Source organism: Streptomyces rugosispiralis (assembly GCF_024505145.1).
Taxonomy (GTDB): domain Bacteria; phylum Actinomycetota; class Actinomycetes; order Streptomycetales; family Streptomycetaceae; genus Streptomyces; species Streptomyces rugosispiralis.
In genome coordinates this window covers 300553-320569 of record NZ_JANIAA010000006.1, presented here as the reverse complement: position 1 = coordinate 320569, position 20017 = coordinate 300553, and the positions used below count along the sequence as shown (strand labels likewise).

Here is a 20017-nt window from a genome sequence, read left to right as displayed (position 1 = left end):
CGAGGTCGGCGCCTCCCTCACCTCGGGCGCGGTCATCTGCGAGATCAAGGACTGACTCGGAGATCGAGGACTGACTCGGGAATCGAGGACTGACTCGGAGATCGAGGACTGACGCGGAGGTCGAGGGCTGACCGCCCCACCACATGCCCCATGACGGCGAGCCCCGGCCGGAATCATCCGGCCGGGGCCCGCCGTCGTCGCGTACGGCGCGCTCAGCGGCTGCGCACCACGTCCTGGGGGAAGGTCAGCTGACCGTTCATCCATCGCAGGGCGGTGGGCAGTTCACGGCGCCAGGTGCGGAAGTTGTGGCTGCCCCGGTCCAGGATGATCGACTGCGCGCTCATCGGCGGCCGGACCGCGGCCAGGAAGTCACGGGTGGCACCGTAGTCGGACTCGCCCCGGCGGCTGGAGGCCACCAGCACCGACACCTGCGGCTGGGGCAGATGGCGCAGCCGCCACAGCACATCGTGCTCCCGCTTCCTGCGCTCGCCCGCCGGGCCCCGGCCGAAGAGGTCGCCGGTGGTCGGGTCGTTGACCACCCGGTAGTCGGGCGACAGGGCAGCGGCCGCGCTGTAGACGCGAGGATGACGCAGGGTCAGCTGAAGGGCGCAGGTGCCACCCGACGAATAGCCCAGCACGCCCCATGCGCTGGGGTCATGGCCGATCCGATAGTGCGCCCGCAGCGCCTCGGGCAGGTCCCGGGCGAAGTAGGTCTCGGCCTGGGGGCCGCCGGGGACGCCCACGCACTCGGTGTCGCGGGGCGGGGCGATGGTGGGCCGCACCATCACGATGACCGCCGGTTGCAGCGCCCCGGTGCGGATCAGCCCGCCCGCCGTCTGGGGCAGCCGCAGATGCTGGGCCAGCAGGAAGGATCCGCCGGGGTAGCCACTGATCGCCACGATCACGGGGAAGCGCTGCCGGGCGTACTGGCGCTGGAAGTACTGCGGCGGCAGATAGACATACGCCGGGCTGGCCACCTGACTGCGGCGGCCCAGGATCCGTACCGACTCCACCTTGCCCGCCTGGGCGGGTGGCCCGCTCGGCAGCCCGTGCACCGAGTTCAGGCCCTGCGGCGGGGCGGGCCGCACCAGATCGCCCGCCTCCCCGACCGGCCCCGCGGCGCCGCCCTGCACATGCGACAGGGCCGCCGGTGCCGCATCGTCCTCGCCCAGCAGTTCGTCCCAGGACCCGTAGAACTGGAAGCTGCTGTTCACCGCGAGGGCCAGGGCGACCACGATCGCGCACTGGGTCACGACGAGGGCGGCCAGCCGGCCAGCCCAGGCCCGTACTCCCCGACCCGCGAAGCGCGGCCACAGCCAGAGCGTCAGCCCCGCGCACGCCACGGCGAGGGTGATCATCACATACTCGAGTGATCGACTGGTCAGTCCCATTGTTCTTCCACTCCGGCGCACCGCAACGCACGGTGCCGTCACCCTGTTTGATGCCGTTCGCGATACCCGCGTTGCCTGGCCAGGGCGTACCTCCGGTCACGAAATGGCATGCTTGACTCACGGGCAGGCACGGCAGGGAGGACCGCGATGGCGATCGAGACAGCCACGGCGCAGACGCCACCGCGCCCCATGCGCGCCGACGCGCGCCGCAACTACGAGCGGCTGCTGGCCGAGGCGCGCACGGCCTTCACCCAGCACGGTACCGACGCTTCGCTCGAGGACGTCGCACGCCGCGCGGGCGTCGGCATCGGCACGCTGTATCGCCACTTCCCGAACCGCACCGCGCTGATGGGCGCGGTCTTCCAGGGCGAGATATGCGCCCTGCTGGAGCGGTCGCGCGAGCTGGCCCAGGCGCCGCGGCCGTGTCAGGCGCTGATCGACTGGCTGCGCGCGATCGTGGACCACGCCAGCACCTACCGCGGGCTGTCCCAGGCCCTGATGGCGTGCTCGGGCGACGAGACCTCGGAGCTGTCCCGCGGCTGCGGTCTGCCGCTGCGCGAGGCGGGCAGCGAACTGCTCGCCCGCGCCCAGCAGAGCGGTGCCGTACGGTCCGATGTGGTCATCGTCGATCTGATGCAGCTCACGAACGCGATCGCCCTGGCCGTGGAGCAGTCGCCGGACGACCCGGAGTTGGCCGACCGGCTGCTGGCACTGGCCTTCACGGGTCTCAAGGCCCGCTGACACCGAGGGCTCGAGACCCGCCGGCCCCCGGGCAGCACGGCCCACCGAGAGCCGAAGGCCCGCCCACACCCGGGCAGCACGGCCCACCGAGAGCCGAAGGCCCGCCCACACCCGAGCCGCACGGCCCACCGAGAGCCGAAGGCCCGCCGACACCCGAGCCGCACGGCCCACCGACAGCCGAAGGCCCGCCCACACCCGGGCCCCACGGCCCACCGACACCCGCGACGGCCAGTCGCTAGCGGCGGCGCGGTGCCAGGTCCGCCACCCGCCCCGGCTGCTCCGCCAGCGGCACCGCGGTGCGCAGCTGGGCTGAGCCGGGCCCGCCCGGGGGGTGGGGGTGGTTACGGCGCGGCCCCGGCAGCGGCAGGCCCTCCTCGCCGCCGCCACGGCCCTGGGACGGGCCCAGCCGCCCCGACTGCCGCCCCGCCGAACCGCCGCCCTCACCGCCCCCGGCCGGGCCGGACCCCGCGCCCGGCCCTGCCACGGCGATCTGAACCCCCTGGTCCGCGAGGGCCTGGAGCTCGGTCAGGGCACGGTCGTCATGGGCGGGCGGCTCATCCGTCACCAGCCGTGTGATCACATCGGTGGGCACCGTCTGGAACATCGTGTCGGAGCCCAGCTTCGTATGGTCGGCGAGCACGACCACCTCCGCCGCCGCCTGGACCAGCGCCCGGTCGACGCTGGCCGAGAGCATGTTGGAGGTGGACAGGCCGCGCTCGGCGGTCAGCCCGCTGCCGGACAGGAAGGCGCGCGAGACCCGCAGCCCCTGCAGGGACTGCTCGGCGCCGCTGCCGACCAGGGCGTAGTTGGAGCCGCGCAGGGTGCCGCCGGTCATCACGACCTCGACCCGGTTGGCATGCGCCAACGCCTGTGCGACCAGCAGGGAATTGGTGACCACGGTCAGCCCCGGCACCCGCGCGAGCCGGCGGGCCAGCTCCTGGGTGGTGGTTCCGGCGCCGACGACGACGGCCTCGCCCTCCTCGACGAAACCGGCCGCGAGATCGGCGATGGCCGTCTTCTCCGCGGTCGCTAGATGGGATTTCTGCGGGAAGCCGGACTCCCTGGTGAATCCGCCCGGCAGCACCGCACCGCCGTGCCGGCGGTCGAGCAGTCCTTCTGCCTCCAGCGCCCGCACATCACGCCGTACGGTCACTTCGGAGGTCTGGACGACGCGGGCGAGCTCCCGGAGCGACACCGCTCCGTTCGCACGCACCATTTCAAGGATCAGTTGGCGACGTTCTGCAGCGAACACGAAACTGACAGTAACGCCAACGACCGTCTGTTTTCAGCAGCTTGCACCAATTAGCAGAAGTTGTACATCTGTGAGGGTACGAAGTGCTATAAGGACCGGGTCTATGACTCTTCCTGAGTCTTCCGGGTGTGCAACTGCCGGGCCACCTCGGCGATCGAACCGGACAGCGAGGGGTAGACCGTGAAGGCGTTGGCGATCTGCTCCACCGTCAGATTGTTGTCCACCGCCAGCGATATGGGGTGGATCAGCTCGCTCGCCCGCGGCGAGACCACCACACCGCCGACCACGATGCCGGTGCCCGGACGGCAGAAGATCTTGACGAAGCCGTCCCGGATGCCCTGCATCTTCGCCCGCGGATTGCGCAGCAGCGGCAGCTTCACCACCCGGGCGTCGATCTTCCCGCCGTCCACGTCCGCCTGCGAGTAGCCGACCGTGGCGATCTCGGGGTCGGTGAAGACGTTGGCCGAGACGGTCTTCAGGTTCAGCGGGGTCACCGCGTCCCCGAGGAAGTGGTACATCGCGATCCGGCCCTGCATCGCCGCCACCGACGCCAGCGCCAGCACCCCGGTGCAGTCACCGGCCGCGTAGATCCCCGGCGCGCTGGTCCTCGACACCTTGTCGGTCAGGATGTGCCCCGACTCCGCCAGCTTGACCCCGGCCTCCTCCAGGCCGATGTCCGCCGTGTTCGGGATCGAGCCGACCGCCATCAGACAGTGGGTGCCGGAGATGACCCGCCCGTCCGAGAGCGTGACCTCCACCCGGTCCCCCACCCGCTTGGCGGCCTGCGCCCGGGATCGGGACATCACGTTCATCCCCCGGCGCCGGAAGACGTCCTCCAGCACCGCCGCCGCGTCCGGGTCCTCGCCCGGCAGCACCCGGTCCCGGCTGGAGACCAGCGTGACCTTCGACCCCAGCGCCTGGTAGGCACCCGCGAACTCCGCGCCCGTGACACCGGAGCCGACCACGATCAGCTCCTGGGGGAGCTCGTCCAGGTCGTACACCTGCGTCCAGTTCAGGATCCGCTCGCCGTCCGGCTTCGCGTCCGGGATCTCCCTCGGATGGGCGCCCGTCGCCAGCAGCACCGCGTCCGCCACCAGCGTCTGCTCGCTGCCGTCCGCCGCCCGTACGATCACCCGCCGCGAGCCGTCCAGCGACTGCTGCGGCTCCACCCGGGCGCGCCCGCGCATGACCCGGCCGCCGGCCCGGGTGACCGACGCCGTGATGTCGTGCGACTGGGCGAGCGCGAGCCGCTTCACCCGGCGGTTGACCTTGCCCAGATCCACGCCGACCACCCGGGCCGCCTGCTCCAGCGGCGGGGTGTCGTCGGCGACGATGATCCCCAGCTCCTCGTAGGAGGAGTCGAAGGTCGTCATCACCTCGGCCGTGGCGATCAACGTCTTCGACGGCACGCAGTCGGTGAGCACCGACGCCCCGCCCAGACCGTCGCAGTCGACGACGGTCACCTCCGCGCCGAGCTGCGCGGCGACCAGCGCCGCCTCATAGCCGCCGGGTCCGCCACCAATGATCACGATCCGAGTCACATGCTCCATTGTCCCGCACCGGTTCGAATGCCTTCAGCCCGGGGGGGTTTCGCGGGGGCGACAGCCGTACGAAACCTCTCACCGAACCTCCCGCCAAACCTCCCACCCCGGGGGCCGTTCCGCCCCTCTCCCGTACCCTCAGACCCATGTCGCTCTACGCCGCGTACGCCGGCAACCTCGACGCGCGGCTGATGTCCCGCCGCGCCCCACACTCCCCGCTGCGCGGAACGGGCTGGCTGAACGGCTGGCGCCTCACCTTCGGCGGTGAGCAGATGGGCTGGGAGGGCGCCCTCCCCACGATTGTGGAGGCCCCGCGCTCCCAGGTCTTCGTCGCCCTCTACGACATCGCCCCCATGGACGAGGACTCCATGGACCGCTGGGAGGGCGTCGGCCTCGACATCTACCGCCGGATGCGGATCCGCGTCCACACACTGGACGGCGACGAGGCCGCCTGGCTCTACGTCCTCAACGGCTACGAGGGCGGGCTGCCCTCGGCCCGCTACCTGGGCGAGATCGCCGACGCGGCGGAGTCGGCGGGGGCGCCGCACGACTATGTGATGGAGCTGCGGAAGCGCCCCTGCTGAGTCCGGTGTTTCCGGTTGACCTGATTTCCCGGTTGACCCCGGTTTCCCGGCTGGCCCCGGTTTCCCGGTTGACCTGGTTTTCCGGTTGACCTGGTTTTCCGGCTGGCCCGGTTGCTGGTTGACCCGGCTGGCCCGGTTGGCTCGGTTTCCCGGCTGCCGGTTGACCCCGGTTTCCCGGTTGACTTGGTTTTCCGGCTGGCCCGGTTGCCGGTTGGCCCGGCTGGCCCGATTTCCCGGCTGGCCCGGTCACCGGCTGGCCCGATTTCCAGGCTGGCCCGGTTGGCCCGGTGAGTTCGGGGGTCCGGGCGACGTGACCCTGCTGGGCCCGGTGGGTCCGGGGCCCGGAGCGACGTGACCTTGCCGGGTCCGGGGGTTGGCCCGGTTACCGGTTGGCCCGGCTGGCCCGATTTCCCGGCTGGCCCGGTTGGCTCGGTTTCCCGGCTGGCCCGGTTGCCGGCTGGCCCGGTGAGTCCGGGGGGCCGGGGGTCCGGGCGACGTGACCCTGCTGGGCCCGGATGCCCGGATGCCCGGGGCCCTGGGGGCCCGGGGGCCCGGAGGCCCGGAGGCCCGGAGGCCCGGAGGCCCGGAGGCCCGGGGCGACGTGACCTTGCCAGGTCCGGGGGTTGGCCTGGTTTCCGGTTGGCCCGGCTGGCCCGATTTCCCGGCCGGCCCGGTCACCGGCTGGCCCGATTTCCGCTGGCCCGGTGGGCTCGGTTTCCCGGCTGACCCGGTCGCCGGTTGGCTCGGTTTCCCGGCTGGCCCGGTTGCCGGCTGGCCCGGTGAGTCCGGGGGTTCGGGGGTCCGGGCGACGTGACCCTGCTGGGGCCGGTGGGCGCGGTGGGTCCGGGGTGACGTGACCTTGCCGGGTCCGGGGCGGCGTCCGAGGTCCGGGCGCGGCGCGACCTTGCTGGGTTCAGCGGTAGCGCACCGCGTGGGCCCGGCAGCAATGCAACGATCCGAACATCTCGGCGACTCCGTCTACGCGCGTAGGCAGTTACCGGCTACGCTCGTGCGCGTGAACGCATCAGTTTCTTGGGACAATCAGGGCGACCCGCATGCCGCCGCCGACGCCGCCGCCACCCGCCTGCGCGAGCTGACCGGCGCGGATACCCACGACGTCGCGCTGGTCCTGGGCTCCGGCTGGGTCCCCGCAACCGACGCCCTCGGGGCGCCCGAGCACGAGTTCCCCGTCACCGAGCTGCCCGGCTTCCCGCCGCCCGCCGTCGCGGGCCACGCGGGCCGGATCCGGTCGTACCGGATCAACGACAAGCGGGCGCTGGTCTTCCTCGGCCGTACGCACTACTACGAGGGGCGCGGCGTCGCCGCCGTCGCCCACGGCGTACGCACCGCCGTGGCCGCGGGCTGCAAGACCATCATCCTCACCAACGGCTGCGGCGGCCTCCGCGAGGGCATGCGTCCGGGCCAGCCGGTACTGATCAGCGACCACATCAACCTCACGGCCACCTCGCCGATCGTGGGCGCCAACTTCGTCGACCTCACCGACCTGTACTCGCCGCGGCTGCGCGCCCTGTGCCAGCAGGTCGACCCGACCCTGGAGGAGGGCGTCTACGCCCAGTTCCCCGGGCCGCACTACGAGACTCCGGCGGAGATCAACATGGCCCGCACGATAGGGGCCGACCTGGTGGGCATGTCCACGACCCTGGAGGCCATCGCGGCGCGCGAGGCGGGCGCGGAGGTGCTCGGGATCTCGCTGGTGACGAACCTGGCGGCCGGTATGACGGGCGAACCCCTCAACCACGAGGAGGTCCTCCAGGCGGGCCGCGACTCCGCCTCCCGCATGGGCAGCCTGCTGGCCCAGGTCCTCGACCGCCTCTGACTGATCCCCGGGGCCGGCGTCACGGCGCCCTGTGCGGGTACTCACCCCTTGGCTGACTGAACAGCGATGCGCGAGGTACGCGGGGCGGGGCGGGCCCAGGCTGCCGGGCCGGGGTGCGCGGTCGGTTGTGCGGTGGGTGCCGGGGGCGGGGCCTCCGGGCGGCGGCGCCCCGGCCGCCCCGCCCCCGCGCCCGCGCCCGACCACGGACCCACCACGCGCCCGAGCGACCACCACCGCACCCGCACCCGCACCCGCACCCCCCATACGACCACCCCCAGGAGGCCCTCATGGCCACGGAGCCCGATCTCATCGCCCAGGCTCGCGCATGGCTTGCCGAGGATCCCGATCCCGAGACTCGGGATGAGCTCGGGAAGCTGCTCCAGGACGATGCCGTCGACGCGATCGCCGAGCGGTTCTCCGGCACGTTGCAGTTCGGTACCGCCGGTCTCCGGGGTGAGCTCGGGGCCGGGCCCATGCGAATGAACCGCGCCGTCGTCATCCGCGCCGCCGCCGGGCTCGCCGCGTATCTGCGCACGCATCACGGCCAGGACGAACAGACCGCCCAGGACGAACGGAACGCCCAGGACGAAGGGAACGCCCAGGACGAAGGGAACGACCAGCACGGTCAGCGCGGTCAAGGTCTCGTCGTCATCGGGTACGACGCCCGCTACAAGAGCGCCGAGTTCGCCCGCGACACCGCCGCCGTCATGATCGGTGCCGGCTTCCGCGCCGCCGTTCTGCCGCGCCCCCTCCCCACGCCGGTCCTCGCCTTCGCCATCCGCCACCTCGGCGCGATCGCCGGAGTCGAGGTCACCGCGAGCCACAACCCGCCCCGCGACAACGGCTACAAGGTCTACCTCGGCGACGGCTCCCAGATCGTGCCGCCCGCCGACGCCGAGATCGCCGCCGAGATCGCGGCGATCCGCAGCCTGGACGATGTGCCCCGGCCCGAGACCGGCTGGGAGACGCTGAACGACGACGTCCTGGCGGCGTACCTCGCGCGGACCGACGCCGTTCTCACCCCGGGCTCGCCCCGGAACGCCCGCGTCGTCTACACGCCGCTGCACGGCGTCGGCCGCGAGACCCTCGCCGCCGCGTTCGCCCGCGCCGGGTTCCCCGAGCCCGCGGTCGTGCCCGAGCAGGCCGAGCCCGACCCGGCGTTCCCGACCGTCGCGTTCCCCAACCCGGAGGAGCCGGGGGCGATGGACCTGGCCTTCGCCACAGCCCGCAGGGTCGCGCCGGACATCATCATCGCCAACGACCCGGACGCCGACCGCTGCGCCGTCGCCATCCCCACGATCACGAACCCCACGGCCCCCACGGACGCCGCGAGCTGGCGGATGCTGCGCGGGGACGAGGTCGGCGCGCTGCTCGCCACCCACCTCGTCCACAAGCGCGCCCGTGGTGCCTTCGCGACCACGATCGTCTCCTCGTCGCTCCTGTCCCGGATCGCGGACGACGCGGGGCTGCCGTACGCCGAGACGCTGACCGGCTTCAAGTGGCTGGCCCGGGAGGACGGGCTGCGCTACGCGTACGAGGAGGCGCTCGGCTACTGCGTGGATCCGGAGGGCGTACGCGACAAGGACGGCATCACGGCCGCGCTGCTCGTGGCCGAGCTGACGTCCGAGCTCAAGGAGCAGGGCCGCACCCTCGCGGATCTGCTGGACGACATCGCGGTGGCCCACGGGCTGCACGCCACCGACCAGCTCTCCGTCCGGGTCACCGACCTCGCCGTGATCGGCACCGCGATGAAGCGGCTGCGCGAACAGCCGCCCACCGAGCTCGCGGGGCTCGCCGTGACGTCGGCGGAGGACCTGACGAGGGGCACGGACACCCTGCCCCCGACGGACGGCCTGCGCTATCAGCTCGCCGGGAAGGGCGGCGTCCGCGGCGCCCGTGTGGTCGTCCGGCCCAGCGGCACCGAGCCGAAGCTGAAGTGCTACCTGGAGGTGGTCGTGGACGTCCCCGCCGCCGACTCCCTCACCCCGGCCCGCGCCACGGCGGACACCGTGCTGGCCGCGCTCAAGGCGGACCTTTCGGCGGCGGCGGGAATCCAGCCCCCGGAAGCCGCGGACGCGGACGCGGGCGTATCGGCTGCCGAGCCCGTCGCGGTCGCCCACGGCGATCAGTGACGGCGCCGAAGCGGCATCGGACCCGGCTGAGGCAGCCGGACCCGGTGCCGGTACTGGGTCCGGGTCCGGTACCGGGTCCGGTACTGGGTCCGGTACCGGGTCCGGGTCCGAAAAACCCGGTACCGGGTCCGAAGAACGGGGCCGCGTGGCCCCGGGCGGTCAGCCGATCGCCAGCATGACGCCCAGCAGCACCGCGCCCGCCAGCGTCGGCGCGATCACCTCGAAGGCCCATCGCACCTCCGGCGCCCCCTGGGCGCCCTCGCGCTGGGCGTTGCGTTCGGCCATCTCGCGCAGATCGCCGATCGCCACGTCGGAGGGGGCCCGGCGGTCCTCGTCGGGCTTGTTCGCCGAGACGTGGGCGGACGTGGTACCGAAGGGGTCCTCGGAGGCCGCCCTGGCCTGGTGCCGGGCGGCCCGCTTGCGCTGGCGCAGCGAGACCGGGATCGCCCACAGCTGGTACGTGGCCCCGGCCGCCAGCACCTCGCTGGTGTACCCGGCGCGCAGCCCCTCGACCACGGCCCAGGGCAGCGTGATCGTGCGGAACGGGTTGCGGACGAGCAGCCGGTCCTGCCCCGCGTACACCGCCGGGCGCAGCGTGAAGGCGATCACCACCGGCACCGCGAACAGCAGCCCGGCCAGCGCCAGCCACGGCGTCCGCCCCTCGCCCCGGATCATCGCGTCGATGCCCAGCCAGCCGCTGAGCCCGAGCAGCAGCACCCCGCCCGCGATACCGCTCGGGGAGCGGTAGATCCGGTCCGAGAAGGTCTCGGTCTCGGCCTCGGAGGAAGCGGAAGAGGCCGCGGAGGAAGCGGAGGAGGCCGCGGAGGAAGCGGAGCTGGAGGCAGCGGGGGCGGAGTCGTCGTCCGGGCTCGTCATGCGCCCGATTGTGCACCACACTCGTGGGGCGGGGGGCGCCCAGGGGACGCCCGGGATCGCCCGCCCCCGGCCCCCGATCGATTCCGGACCCGGGGGTGACATCCGACTACGCGCGTAGATATGCTCATCTGGTGACCATGCCCACCACAGTTCCCGCATACGGCAAAGAGGCCGCGGAGCGACTCGCGTCAATGGCGGACGTGACCGCCGGCGACGGCGCACTGCGCCGCTTCCTGCACGGCCTGCCGGGCGTCGACGCGGTCGGCCTGCAGGCCCGTGCCGCGACCCTCGGCACCCGCTCGATCAAGACCACGGCGAAGGCGTACGCCATCGACCTGGCGATCTCGATGATCGACCTGACGACCCTCGAGGGTGCCGACACCCCGGGCAAGGTCCGGGCGCTCTGCGCCAAGGGGATCAACCCCGACCCCACCGACCGCACCACCCCGCGGGTCGCGGCGATCTGCGTCTACGGCGACATGGTGGCCACCGCCAAGGAGGCCCTGACCGGCAGCGGCGTCCACGTGGCCGCCGTCGCCACCGCCTTCCCCTCCGGCCGGGCCGCGCTGCCGGTCAAGCTGGCCGACACCCGGGAGGCGGTCGCCGCCGGGGCGGACGAGATCGACATGGTGATCGACCGCGGCGCCTTCCTCTCCGGCCGCTACCTCCAGGTCTTCGAGGAGATCCGGCAGGTCAAGGAGGCCTGCGTCCGCGAGGACGGCAGCGGCACCGCGGCCCACCTCAAGGTCATCTTCGAGACCGGCGAGCTCCAGACGTACGACAACGTCCGCCGCGCCTCCTGGCTGGCGATGCTCGCGGGCGCGGACTTCATCAAGACCTCCACCGGCAAGGTGGCCGTCAACGCGACCCCGCCCGTCACCCTCGTCCTCCTGGAGGCGGTCCGCGACTTCCACGCCACCACCGGCGTACAGGTGGGCGTGAAGCCCGCGGGCGGCATCCGCACCTCCAAGGACGCGATCAAGTACCTGGTGATGGTCAACGAGACGCTGGGCGACGAGTGGCTCTCCCCCGAGTGGTTCCGCTTCGGCGCCTCCAGCCTGCTCAACGATCTGCTCATGCAGCGCCAGAAGCTGAGCACCGGCCGGTACTCCGGTCCCGACTACGTGACGGTGGACTGATACGCCATGCCAGTTTTCGAGTACGCGCCCGCGCCCGAGTCCCGCGCGGTCGTCGACATCGCCCCGTCCTACGGCCTGTTCATCGACGGGGAGTTCGCCGAGGCGGGCGACGGCAAGGTCTTCAAGACCCTCTCCCCCTCCTCCGAGGAGGTCCTCTCCGAGGTCGCCCAGGCCAACGCCGAGGACGTGGACCGCGCCGTCAAGGCCGCCCGTAAGGCGTTCGAGACCTGGTCCGCGCTCCCCGGCTCCGAGCGCGCCAAGTACCTCTTCCGCATCGCGCGGATCATCCAGGAGCGCTCCCGCGAGCTGGCCGTCCTGGAGTCGCTGGACAACGGCAAGCCGATCCGCGAGTCGCGCGACGCCGATCTGCCCCTGGTCGCGGCCCACTTCTTCTACTACGCGGGCTGGGCCGACAAGCTGGCCCACGCCGGCTACGGCCCGGACCCCCGGCCCCTGGGCGTGGCCGGCCAGATCATCCCCTGGAACTTCCCCCTCCTGATGCTGGCCTGGAAGATCGCCCCGGCACTCGCCACCGGCAACACGGTCGTCCTCAAGCCCGCCGAGACGACGCCCCTGAGCGCCCTGTTCTTCGCGGACATCTGCCGTCAGGCGGGGCTGCCCAAGGGCGTGGTCAACATCGTCACCGGCGACGGCTCGACCGGCGCCGAGCTGGTCGCCCACCCCGGCATCGACAAGGTGGCCTTCACCGGCTCCACCGAGGTCGGCAAGGCCATCGCCCGTACGGTGGCCGGTACGAAGAAGAAGGTCACCCTCGAACTCGGCGGCAAGGCCGCGAACATCGTCTTCGACGACGCCCCCATCGACCAGGCGGTCGAGGGCATCATCGGCGGCATCTTCTTCAACCAGGGCCATGTCTGCTGCGCGGGCTCCCGGCTCCTGGTCCAGGAGTCCGTCCAGGACGAGCTGCTCGACGCGCTCAAGCGCCGGATGAGCACCCTGCGCGTCGGCGACCCGCTCGACAAGAACACCGACATCGGCGCCATCAACTCCGCCGAGCAGCTGGCCCGGATCCGCGCCCTGGCCGACGCGGGCGAGGCCGAGGGCGCCGAGCGCTGGGCCCCGGCGTGCGAACTGCCCAGCTCCGGCTACTGGTTCGCGCCCACCCTCTTCACCGGCGTCACCCAGGCCCACCGGATCGCCCGCGAGGAGATCTTCGGCCCGGTGCTCTCGGTGCTCACCTTCCGCACCCCCGAAGAGGCCGTGGCCAAGGCCAACAACACGCCGTACGGGCTGTCGGCGGGCATCTGGACGGAGAAGGGCTCGCGCATCCTGTGGATGGCGAACAAGCTCCGGGCGGGCGTGGTGTGGTCCAACACCTTCAACAAGTTCGACCCGGCCTCTCCGTTCGGCGGCTACAAGGAGTCCGGATACGGCCGTGAAGGCGGTCGCCACGGCCTGGAGGCATACCTCGATGTCTGACCGCAACGATCGACTCTCCGTGCTCAAGACCTACAAGCTGTTCGTCGGGGGCAAGTTCCCCCGGTCCGAGAGCGGACGGGTGTACGAGGTGACCGACGCCAAGGGCAAGTGGCTGGCCAACGCCCCGCTGGCCTCCCGCAAGGACGCCCGGGACGCGGTCGTCGCCGCGCGCAAGGCGTTCGGCGGCTGGTCGGGGGCCACCGCCTACAACCGGGGCCAGATCCTCTACCGCGTCGCCGAGATGCTGGAGGGCCGCCGCGACCAGTTCGTCCATGAGGTCGCCGACGCCGAGGGCCTGTCGAAGTCCAAGGCCACCGCGCAGGTGGACGCGGCGATCGACCGCTGGGTCTGGTACGCGGGCTGGTCCGACAAGACGGCCCAGATCGCCGGGTCCGCCAACCCCGTGGCCGGGCCGTACTTCAACCTCTCCTCCCCCGAGCCGACCGGCGTGGTCGCGCTCCTCGCGCCCCAGGACTCGTCGTTCCTGGGCCTGGTGTCGGTGATCGCCCCGGCGATCGTCACCGGGAACACGACCGTGGTCGTGGCGAGCGAGCGGGCCCCGCTCCCGGCCCTGTCCCTCGGCGAGGTCCTGGCCACCTCCGACCTCCCGGGCGGCGTGGTCAACGTCCTGTCCGGCCGCACCGCCGAGATCGCCACTCCGCTCGCCGCCCACCAGGACGTCAACGCGATCGACCTGGCCGGGGCGGACGAGGAACTCGCGACCGAGTTGGAGAAGGCCGCCGCGGACAACCTCAAGCGCGTCGTCCGTCCACAGCCTGTGGATTGGCCCGCCGACCCCGGCACGGCCCGGCTGTTGGCCTTCCTGGAGACGAAGACCGTCTGGCACCCGATGGGCGCCTAGCCCGACGCGCCCCCGCACCGTCCGCACCCCGGACTTCGCGGGGGCTTTTTCGTCGCACATATTGTCAACAATTTCATCGACAGTTGGGTTGCGAGGAACCGCCCGCCACGAAGGAACAGCGAATGATCATCGACTGCCATGGCCACTACACCACCGCGCCCCCGGCGCTGGAGGCATGGCGCACCCAGCAGATCAACGGACTCACCGACCCCGCCCGCACCCCCACCCCCACCCGCGCCGACCTCCGCATCGGCGACGACGAGCTGCGCCGGAGCATCGAGCCGAATCAGCTCCGGCTGATGGACGAGCGCGGCATCGACCTGACGGTCTTCTCGCCCCGGGCGTCCTTCATGGCCCACCACATCGGCGATCTCCGCACCTCCTCCGAGTGGGCGGCGCTCTGCAACGAGCTCTGCTTCCGCGTCAGCGAGCTGTACCCGGGGCGCTTCGCCCCCGCCGCGATGCTCCCGCAGTCGCCGGGCGTCGATCCGGCCACCTGCGTGCCCGAACTCGTCCGCTGCGTGGAGGAGTACGGGGCCGTGGCGGTCAACCTCAACCCCGACCCCTCGGGCGGCCACTGGACGGCCCCGCCGCTGACCGACCGCTCGTGGTACCCGATCTACGAAAAGCTGGTGGAGTACGACGTTCCGGCGATGGTGCACGTGAGCACCAGCGTGAACCCCGCCTTCCACACCACCGGGGCGCACTACCTCAACGCCGATACGACCGTGTTCATGCAGCTCGTGCAGGGCGATCTGTTCGCCGACTTCCCCACCCTGCGGCTGATCATCCCGCATGGCGGCGGCGCCGTTCCGTACCACTGGGGCCGGTTCCGCGGACTGGCGATGGCGCTCGGCAAGCCGCCCCTGGAGGAGCACGTCCTGGGCAATGTCTTCTTCGACACCTGCGTCTATCACCAGCCCGGTATCGACCTGCTCTTCGACGTCATGCCGGCCCGGAACATCCTCTTCGCCTCGGAGATGATCGGCGCCGTCCGCGATATCGACCCCCGCACGGGCCGGCACTTCGACGACACCCGCCGCTACGCCGAGGCCGCCGGGCTCCCCGCGGACGAGCTGACCGGCATCTTCGAACGCAACGCCCGCGCCGTCTACCCCCGTCTGGACGCCCTGCTGACGAAGCAGGGCCGCTGAGATGACGAGCGCGTCCCCCGATGACCGCCGCACATCCGCCGCCGCCGACGACCGCGGGACCGCCCAGCCGCCCAGCCGTCCAGAGGAGCCCTCATGAGCACGCTCTCCGCCAAGACCCCGGGCTGGCTGGACTGGCACCCCGCCCCGTCCCGGCCCGCCTTCGCCCTGCCGCCGGGCACCGTCGACACCCACTGCCATGTATTCGGCCCGCAGGCCGCGTTCCCCTTCGCGCCCGAGCGCAAGTACACGCCCTGCGACGGCGGCAAGGACGATCTCTTCGCCCTCCGCGACCACCTCGGGGTCGCCCGTAACGTGATCGTCCAGGCGACCTGTCACGGCGCGGACAACAGCGCCATGGTCGACGCCGTCCAGGCGTCCGGCGGCCGGGCGCGCGGCATCGCGACCGTACGGCCGGATGTCACCGACGCCGAGCTGCGCCGGCTGGACGCGGCGGGGGTGCGCGGGGTGCGCTTCACCTTCCTCCGGCGGCTGGCCGACGCCGCGCCCCAGGACGCGCTGGCCACCGTCGCCCGGCGGATCGCCCCGCTCGGCTGGCATGTCGTCCTCTACTTCGAAAGCGCCGACCTGCCCGAGCTGGAACGTTTCTTCAGCTCCCTGCCCACCCCGCTCGTCGTGGACCACATGGGCCGGCCGGACGTGACCGAACCGGTCGGCGGACCGCGCTTCGCCCGCTTCCTGCGGTTCGCCGAACGCGATGACGTATGGGTCAAGGTGACCTGCCCCGAACGCCTCAGCGTCACCGGCCCCCCGGCCCTGAACGCCGAGCCGCACCCGTACACCGATGTGGTGCCCTTCGCCCGCCGCGCGATCGAGGAGTTCCCCGACCGGGTGCTGTGGGGCACGGACTGGCCGCATCCCAACCTCACCGCTCATATGCCCGACGACGGACTGCTGGTCGACTACGTGCCCCAGGTGGCGGTCACCGCCGAGCAGCGGCGGAAGCTGCTGGTCGACAACCCCATGCGGCTCTACTGGCCCGGCGAAGACGCCTGACCCCTGGCCCACCCCCGCCCCCGCTCCGTCCCCCTCCCCGCCCCGTCCCCCTCCCCGCCTCTCCGACAAGGGCCGCCCATGCAGCACTCCAACGCGGTGAACCGGCTGGACAGACTCCCCATCTCCCGGTTTCACAAGATCACCTTGCTGGCCGTCTCGTTCGCCTACTTCTTCGAGTTCGCGGACATCAACACCTTCGCCACCACCGCTCCCCAGCTCATCGACCTCTGGGGCATCACGGTCGACCAGATCGCCTATGTGACCTCGCTGTCGTTCGTCGGCATGTTCATCGGCTCCATCGTCGCGAGCACCCTCGCCGACCGCTGGGGCCGCAAGAAGGCGCTGATCCGGACCACGCTGTGTTTCGGGGTCTTCTCGCTCGCCTCGGCCTTCTCCTGGGACGTCGTCTCGCTGGGCGTCTTCCGGGTGCTGACCTCGGCGGGGCTGTCCGCGATGACCGTTGTGGCGGTGATCTACGTCAACGAGATGTATCCGTCCGCCGTACGCGGCAAGTACCAGGCGTACGCGATCGTCATCGGCATCTGCGGCACCCCGGCCACCAACCTCATCGCCAGCGCCGTCGTACCGCTCAGCGACTGGTCCTGGCGGCTGGTCTATCTGTGGGGCTCGCTCGGCCTCCTCTTCGTCCTCTTCACCCGGCACCTCGAGGAGTCCCCCCGCTGGCACGAGAGCCGGGGCGAGTACGAAGCGGCGGAGGCGGTCCTCACCGAGATCGAGACCCGGGTCGCCGCCGAGAAGGGCCCGCTCGCCGAGCCCGCGCCACCGATCGACGAGACCCGGCCCGCGAAGGCGTCGCCCCGCCTCCTGCTGAAGAAGAGGTACCTCGGGCCGACCGCGCTGCTCACCGTCCTGTGGGTGACCCAGACCATCGGCTTCTTCGGCTACTCGAGCTGGGCGCCCACCCTGCTGGCCAAGGAGGGCTTCAGCGTCGAGAAGTCGGTCTTCTACGTGGCGCTCACCACCGTGGGCGCGCCGCTCGGCTCGTTCCTGGCCTCCCTGGTCACCGACCGGTTCGAGCGCAAATGGTGTCTGGTGGTCTTCGGCGCGGTGATCGCGCTGTGCGGTCTGCTGTACGGGCTGACCTTCAACCCGGCCCTGATCGTGGTCTTCGGCTTCCTGGTGAACCTCTTCGAGCGCGGCTACACGGCGCTGGGGTACGCCTACTCCCCCGAGTTGTTCGACACCCGCGGCCGCTCGCTGGGGACGGGCGTCTCGTACGGGCTCGGCCGGCTCTCGAACGCCGCGGGGCCGCTGATCATCGCGGCCCTCTACCACCGCACCGGCTACCAGAGCGTCTTCTTCTTCATCGCCGGCACCTGGCTCCTGGGCGCCCTCGTCCTGGCGGTCTTCGGCGCCCGGACCCGCCCGGCCCGTACGGCGGCGGCGGAACGGCCACGCGCGGTCGTGTGACGGCGGGCCCGTGCCACGCGGGCCGTCAGGCCGGCGGTTGGGCCGGCGCGTCGACGGTTACGTCGTCGGTTACGTCGTCGGTTACGTCGTTGGTCACGCGCGGGTCACGCGGGCGAAAGGATGCGTCACACTGGTGTTCCGTGACCAGCCAACCGCCTTCCGCCCGTGTCGTCCTGCTCTCCGGCCCCTCGGGTTCGGGCAAGTCCTCCCTCGCGACCCGCACCGGGCTGCCCGTGCTCAACCTCGACGACTTCTACAAGGAGGGCGGCGATCCGACGCTCCCCCAACTCGCCGACGGCGGGGGCGCCGACTGGGACTCGCCGCTGTCCTGGGACGCGGGCGCGGCGGTCGCGGCGATCGGGGAGCTGTGCCGTACGGCACGGACGACCGTGCCGCTGTACGACATCGCCACCAGCGCCCGCGTCGGCGAGGAGGCGCTGGACATCGGGCGGGCACCGCTGTTCATCGCCGAGGGGATCTTCGCCGCCGACATCGTCGGGCGGTGTGCCGACCTCGGGGTGCTCGCGGACGCGATCTGTCTGCGCGGCCGCCCCTCCACCACGTTCCGGCGCAGACTGCTGCGCGATCTGCGGGAGGGCCGTAAACCCGCGCTCTACCTGCTGCGGCGTGGCTTGCGGCTGATGCGCGCGGAGCGCGGGATCGTGGCCCGGCAGACCGCACTGGGCGCGTACGCGTGCGGCAAGGACGTGGCGCTGGGCCGGATAGCGGCCGCGGCGGTGGGAGAGCGGACGCCCGCCTCCGGCCAGAAGGCATCCGTATAGCCACATGGCCAACGCGGCCCCGCGGCCCGCGGCCGCGCGGCCAAAAAGGTGCGAGGCCGGACATCCCCCCTCGGCTGTCCGGCCTCGCACCTGTTTCCCCCGTACTCCCCCGATGTGTTACTCCCTCCCCATTTCCCCCGTATCCCCCGATTTCCCCCCGCCTTCGATCGTCCCCGCCGCCGTCAGGCGACCAGTTCGCCGAAGGACTCCTCCTCGTTACGGCCGAAGCTGAGGGTCTCGTCCTCGCGCAGCCGGCGCAGTGAGCGCCAGATGCTGCTCTTGACCGTTCCGACACTGATGTTCAGGATGTCCGCGATTTCCGGATCTGTCCGTCCCTCGTAGTAGCGCAGCACCAGCATCGTGCGCTGCAGCTCGGGGAGCCGGGCCAGGGCCTGCCACAGCACGGCGCGCAGCTCGGTGCCGCGCATCGCGTCGTGGTCGCCCACCGTCTCCGGCAGCTCCTCCGTCGGGTACTCGTTGAGCTTGCGCCGACGCCAGGCGCTGATGTGCAGATTGGTCATGGTGCGGCGCAGATAGCCGCCGACCGCCGCCTTGTCACTGATCCGGTCCCAGGCCCGGTAGGTCGAGAACAGCGCGCTCTGCAGCAGGTCCTCGGCCTCGAAGCGGTCACCGGTCAGGTGGTAGGCGGTTGCGTACAGGGAGGCGCGGCGCTCCTGGACATAGGCGGTGAACTCCGCCTCCGACGTGGTGCGCCGCTCCCCCTCTGCCTCCCCGTACGAGCCCCCGTGGCCCCCCGGTCCCCCGTTGTCCCCCCCGAGGCCGGTACCGGCCTCCCTGTCCCCCGTGATCGCGTCAATGGCCACCATGTAAGGAGGCCGCTGACGCCCGGCGCCGCGAGCGCACCCCCGCCCGCTCACGGCACCGGACTTCTCATTGCCCCGCCCGGCGTCGTGGAGGCGTGTGCGAACTGCGCTGGTGGTGGAGAAGTGCAGTGTGCTCATTTCGCGCCCCCCGTCGATGGAGCCTGGTCGGTCTGGCTTCTGGCTGCCCCGGCCGGTGGTGTTCCGCCCGGTGCACAGAAGACTTTGCCGGGCCAGTTTCATGGGGGTGTCTGTCGACTGTCACAGGCTCGTCACAGGGGATCGAGGCGATAAACCCCTGACGGTCGAACTACAGGCCCCTTGTAGGCCAGAATGACCAACGTGCCTTTCCTGTTGCTGATCGAGGACGACGACGCCATCCGCACGGCCCTCGAACTCTCGCTGTCTCGCCAGGGCCACCGTGTGGCGACCGCGGCGACGGGCGAGGACGGCCTGAAACTGCTGCGTGAGCAGCGGCCGGATCTGATCGTGCTCGATGTGATGCTGCCCGGGATCGACGGCTTCGAGGTGTGCCGCCGGATCCGCCGTACCGACCAGTTGCCGATCATCCTGCTGACCGCGCGCAGCGATGACATCGACGTCGTGGTCGGCCTGGAGTCCGGTGCCGACGACTATGTGGTCAAACCCGTCCAGGGCCGGGTGCTGGACGCCCGGATCCGCGCGGTGCTGCGGCGCGGCGAGCGGGAGGCCAACGACTCCGCGGCCTTCGGCAATCTGCTGATCGACCGCGCGGCCATGACGGTCACCAAAAACGGCGAGGATCTCCAGCTCACCCCCACTGAGCTGCGGCTTCTGCTGGAGCTCAGCCGCCGTCCGGGGCAGGCGCTGTCCCGGCAGCAGCTACTGCGGCTGGTGTGGGAGCACGACTACCTCGGGGACTCGCGGCTGGTCGACGCATGCGTACAGCGGCTGCGCGCGAAGGTGGAGGACGTGCCGTCGTCGCCGACGCTGATCCGTACGGTGCGCGGGGTCGGGTACCGGCTGGACACGCCGCAATGA

At 71.7% G+C, this 20017-nt stretch carries 17 protein-coding genes; 12 read left to right on the top strand and 5 right to left on the bottom strand.

Features of this window, described 5'->3' with window-relative positions; genetic code table 11:
* Positions 1-212: 212 nt before the first annotated feature.
* On the bottom strand, positions 213-1391 hold the full coding sequence (locus NP777_RS13885; protein ID WP_256650435.1) for an alpha/beta hydrolase: 1179 nt from the start codon (positions 1389-1391) through the stop codon (positions 213-215).
* Positions 1392-1538: 147 nt separating this feature from the next.
* Here NP777_RS13885 and NP777_RS13880 point away from each other — a divergent pair, with 147 nt between their 5' ends.
* Positions 1539-2132, top strand: coding sequence for a TetR/AcrR family transcriptional regulator (locus tag NP777_RS13880; protein ID WP_256650434.1), 594 nt, complete (start codon positions 1539-1541; stop codon positions 2130-2132).
* Positions 2133-2367: 235 nt separating this feature from the next.
* Here NP777_RS13880 and NP777_RS13875 read toward each other — a convergent pair whose 3' ends face one another.
* Positions 2368-3348, bottom strand: a complete 981-nt coding sequence (locus NP777_RS13875; protein WP_240813061.1) for a DeoR/GlpR family DNA-binding transcription regulator — start codon at positions 3346-3348, stop codon at positions 2368-2370.
* A 137-nt stretch (positions 3349-3485) separates the two neighbouring features.
* The gene (locus tag NP777_RS13870; protein WP_256650433.1) at positions 3486-4934 is read right to left on the bottom strand and encodes an NAD(P)H-quinone dehydrogenase; all 1449 of its coding nucleotides are present in this window, start codon (positions 4932-4934) and stop codon (positions 3486-3488) included.
* A 137-nt stretch (positions 4935-5071) separates the two neighbouring features.
* Between NP777_RS13870 and NP777_RS13865 the strand changes: the two genes are divergently transcribed.
* The 3 genes from NP777_RS13865 to NP777_RS13855 all read left to right on the top strand — a co-directional run bounded on the left by NP777_RS13865 (position 5072) and on the right by NP777_RS13855 (position 9478).
* Entirely contained in the window at positions 5072-5509 is a 438-nt protein-coding gene (locus NP777_RS13865) for a gamma-glutamylcyclotransferase (protein ID WP_020870716.1), read from the top strand.
* Positions 5510-6518: 1009 nt separating this feature from the next.
* Positions 6519-7346, top strand: coding sequence for a purine-nucleoside phosphorylase (locus tag NP777_RS13860; RefSeq protein WP_391858503.1), 828 nt, complete (start codon positions 6519-6521; stop codon positions 7344-7346).
* A 287-nt stretch (positions 7347-7633) separates the two neighbouring features.
* Positions 7634-9478 carry a phospho-sugar mutase gene (locus tag NP777_RS13855; RefSeq protein ID WP_256650431.1) on the top strand — a complete coding sequence of 615 codons (1845 nt, stop codon included), beginning with the start codon at positions 7634-7636 and terminating at the stop codon, positions 9476-9478.
* A gap of 159 nt (positions 9479-9637) precedes the next feature.
* Here the strand turns inward: NP777_RS13855 and NP777_RS13850 are convergent, their stop codons facing one another.
* Positions 9638-10354: a PH domain-containing protein gene (locus NP777_RS13850; protein WP_256650430.1), complete on the bottom strand. Its 717-nt coding sequence runs from the start codon at positions 10352-10354 to the stop codon at positions 9638-9640.
* A 137-nt stretch (positions 10355-10491) separates the two neighbouring features.
* On the opposite strand from NP777_RS13850, the gene deoC reads away from it, so the two are divergent.
* The 7 genes from deoC to NP777_RS13815 all read left to right on the top strand — a co-directional run bounded on the left by deoC (position 10492) and on the right by NP777_RS13815 (position 18176).
* Positions 10492-11493, top strand: coding sequence for a deoxyribose-phosphate aldolase (gene deoC, locus NP777_RS13845; RefSeq protein WP_256650458.1), 1002 nt, complete (start codon positions 10492-10494; stop codon positions 11491-11493).
* A 6-nt stretch (positions 11494-11499) separates the two neighbouring features.
* Entirely contained in the window at positions 11500-12933 is a 1434-nt protein-coding gene (locus NP777_RS13840; protein ID WP_256650429.1) for an aldehyde dehydrogenase family protein, read from the top strand.
* Positions 12926-13795, top strand: a complete 870-nt coding sequence (locus tag NP777_RS13835) for an aldehyde dehydrogenase family protein (RefSeq protein ID WP_256650428.1) — start codon at positions 12926-12928, stop codon at positions 13793-13795. Before NP777_RS13840 ends, NP777_RS13835 begins: the two co-directional genes overlap by 8 nt.
* A 122-nt stretch (positions 13796-13917) precedes the next feature.
* Positions 13918-14949 (top strand): amidohydrolase family protein, encoded by a 1032-nt coding sequence (locus NP777_RS13830; RefSeq protein WP_256650427.1) that lies wholly within the window; start codon positions 13918-13920, stop codon positions 14947-14949.
* A gap of 93 nt (positions 14950-15042) precedes the next feature.
* Positions 15043-15963 carry an amidohydrolase family protein gene (locus NP777_RS13825; protein ID WP_256650426.1) on the top strand — a complete coding sequence of 307 codons (921 nt, stop codon included), beginning with the start codon at positions 15043-15045 and terminating at the stop codon, positions 15961-15963.
* Positions 15964-16041: 78 nt separating this feature from the next.
* A complete protein-coding gene (locus NP777_RS13820; RefSeq protein WP_256650425.1) occupies positions 16042-17394 on the top strand; it encodes an MFS transporter in 1353 nt (450 codons plus the stop codon).
* A gap of 140 nt (positions 17395-17534) precedes the next feature.
* Positions 17535-18176 carry an ATP-binding protein gene (locus tag NP777_RS13815; RefSeq protein WP_256650424.1) on the top strand — a complete coding sequence of 214 codons (642 nt, stop codon included), beginning with the start codon at positions 17535-17537 and terminating at the stop codon, positions 18174-18176.
* Between the two features lie 182 nt (positions 18177-18358).
* On the opposite strand, the gene NP777_RS13810 is transcribed toward NP777_RS13815, so the two are convergent.
* A complete protein-coding gene (locus NP777_RS13810) occupies positions 18359-19138 on the bottom strand; it encodes a SigE family RNA polymerase sigma factor (protein WP_256650423.1) in 780 nt (259 codons plus the stop codon).
* 201 nt (positions 19139-19339) lie between these two features.
* Between NP777_RS13810 and afsQ1 the strand changes: the two genes are divergently transcribed.
* Positions 19340-20017 (top strand): two-component system response regulator AfsQ1, encoded by a 678-nt coding sequence (gene afsQ1 / locus NP777_RS13805; protein WP_171072689.1) that lies wholly within the window; start codon positions 19340-19342, stop codon positions 20015-20017.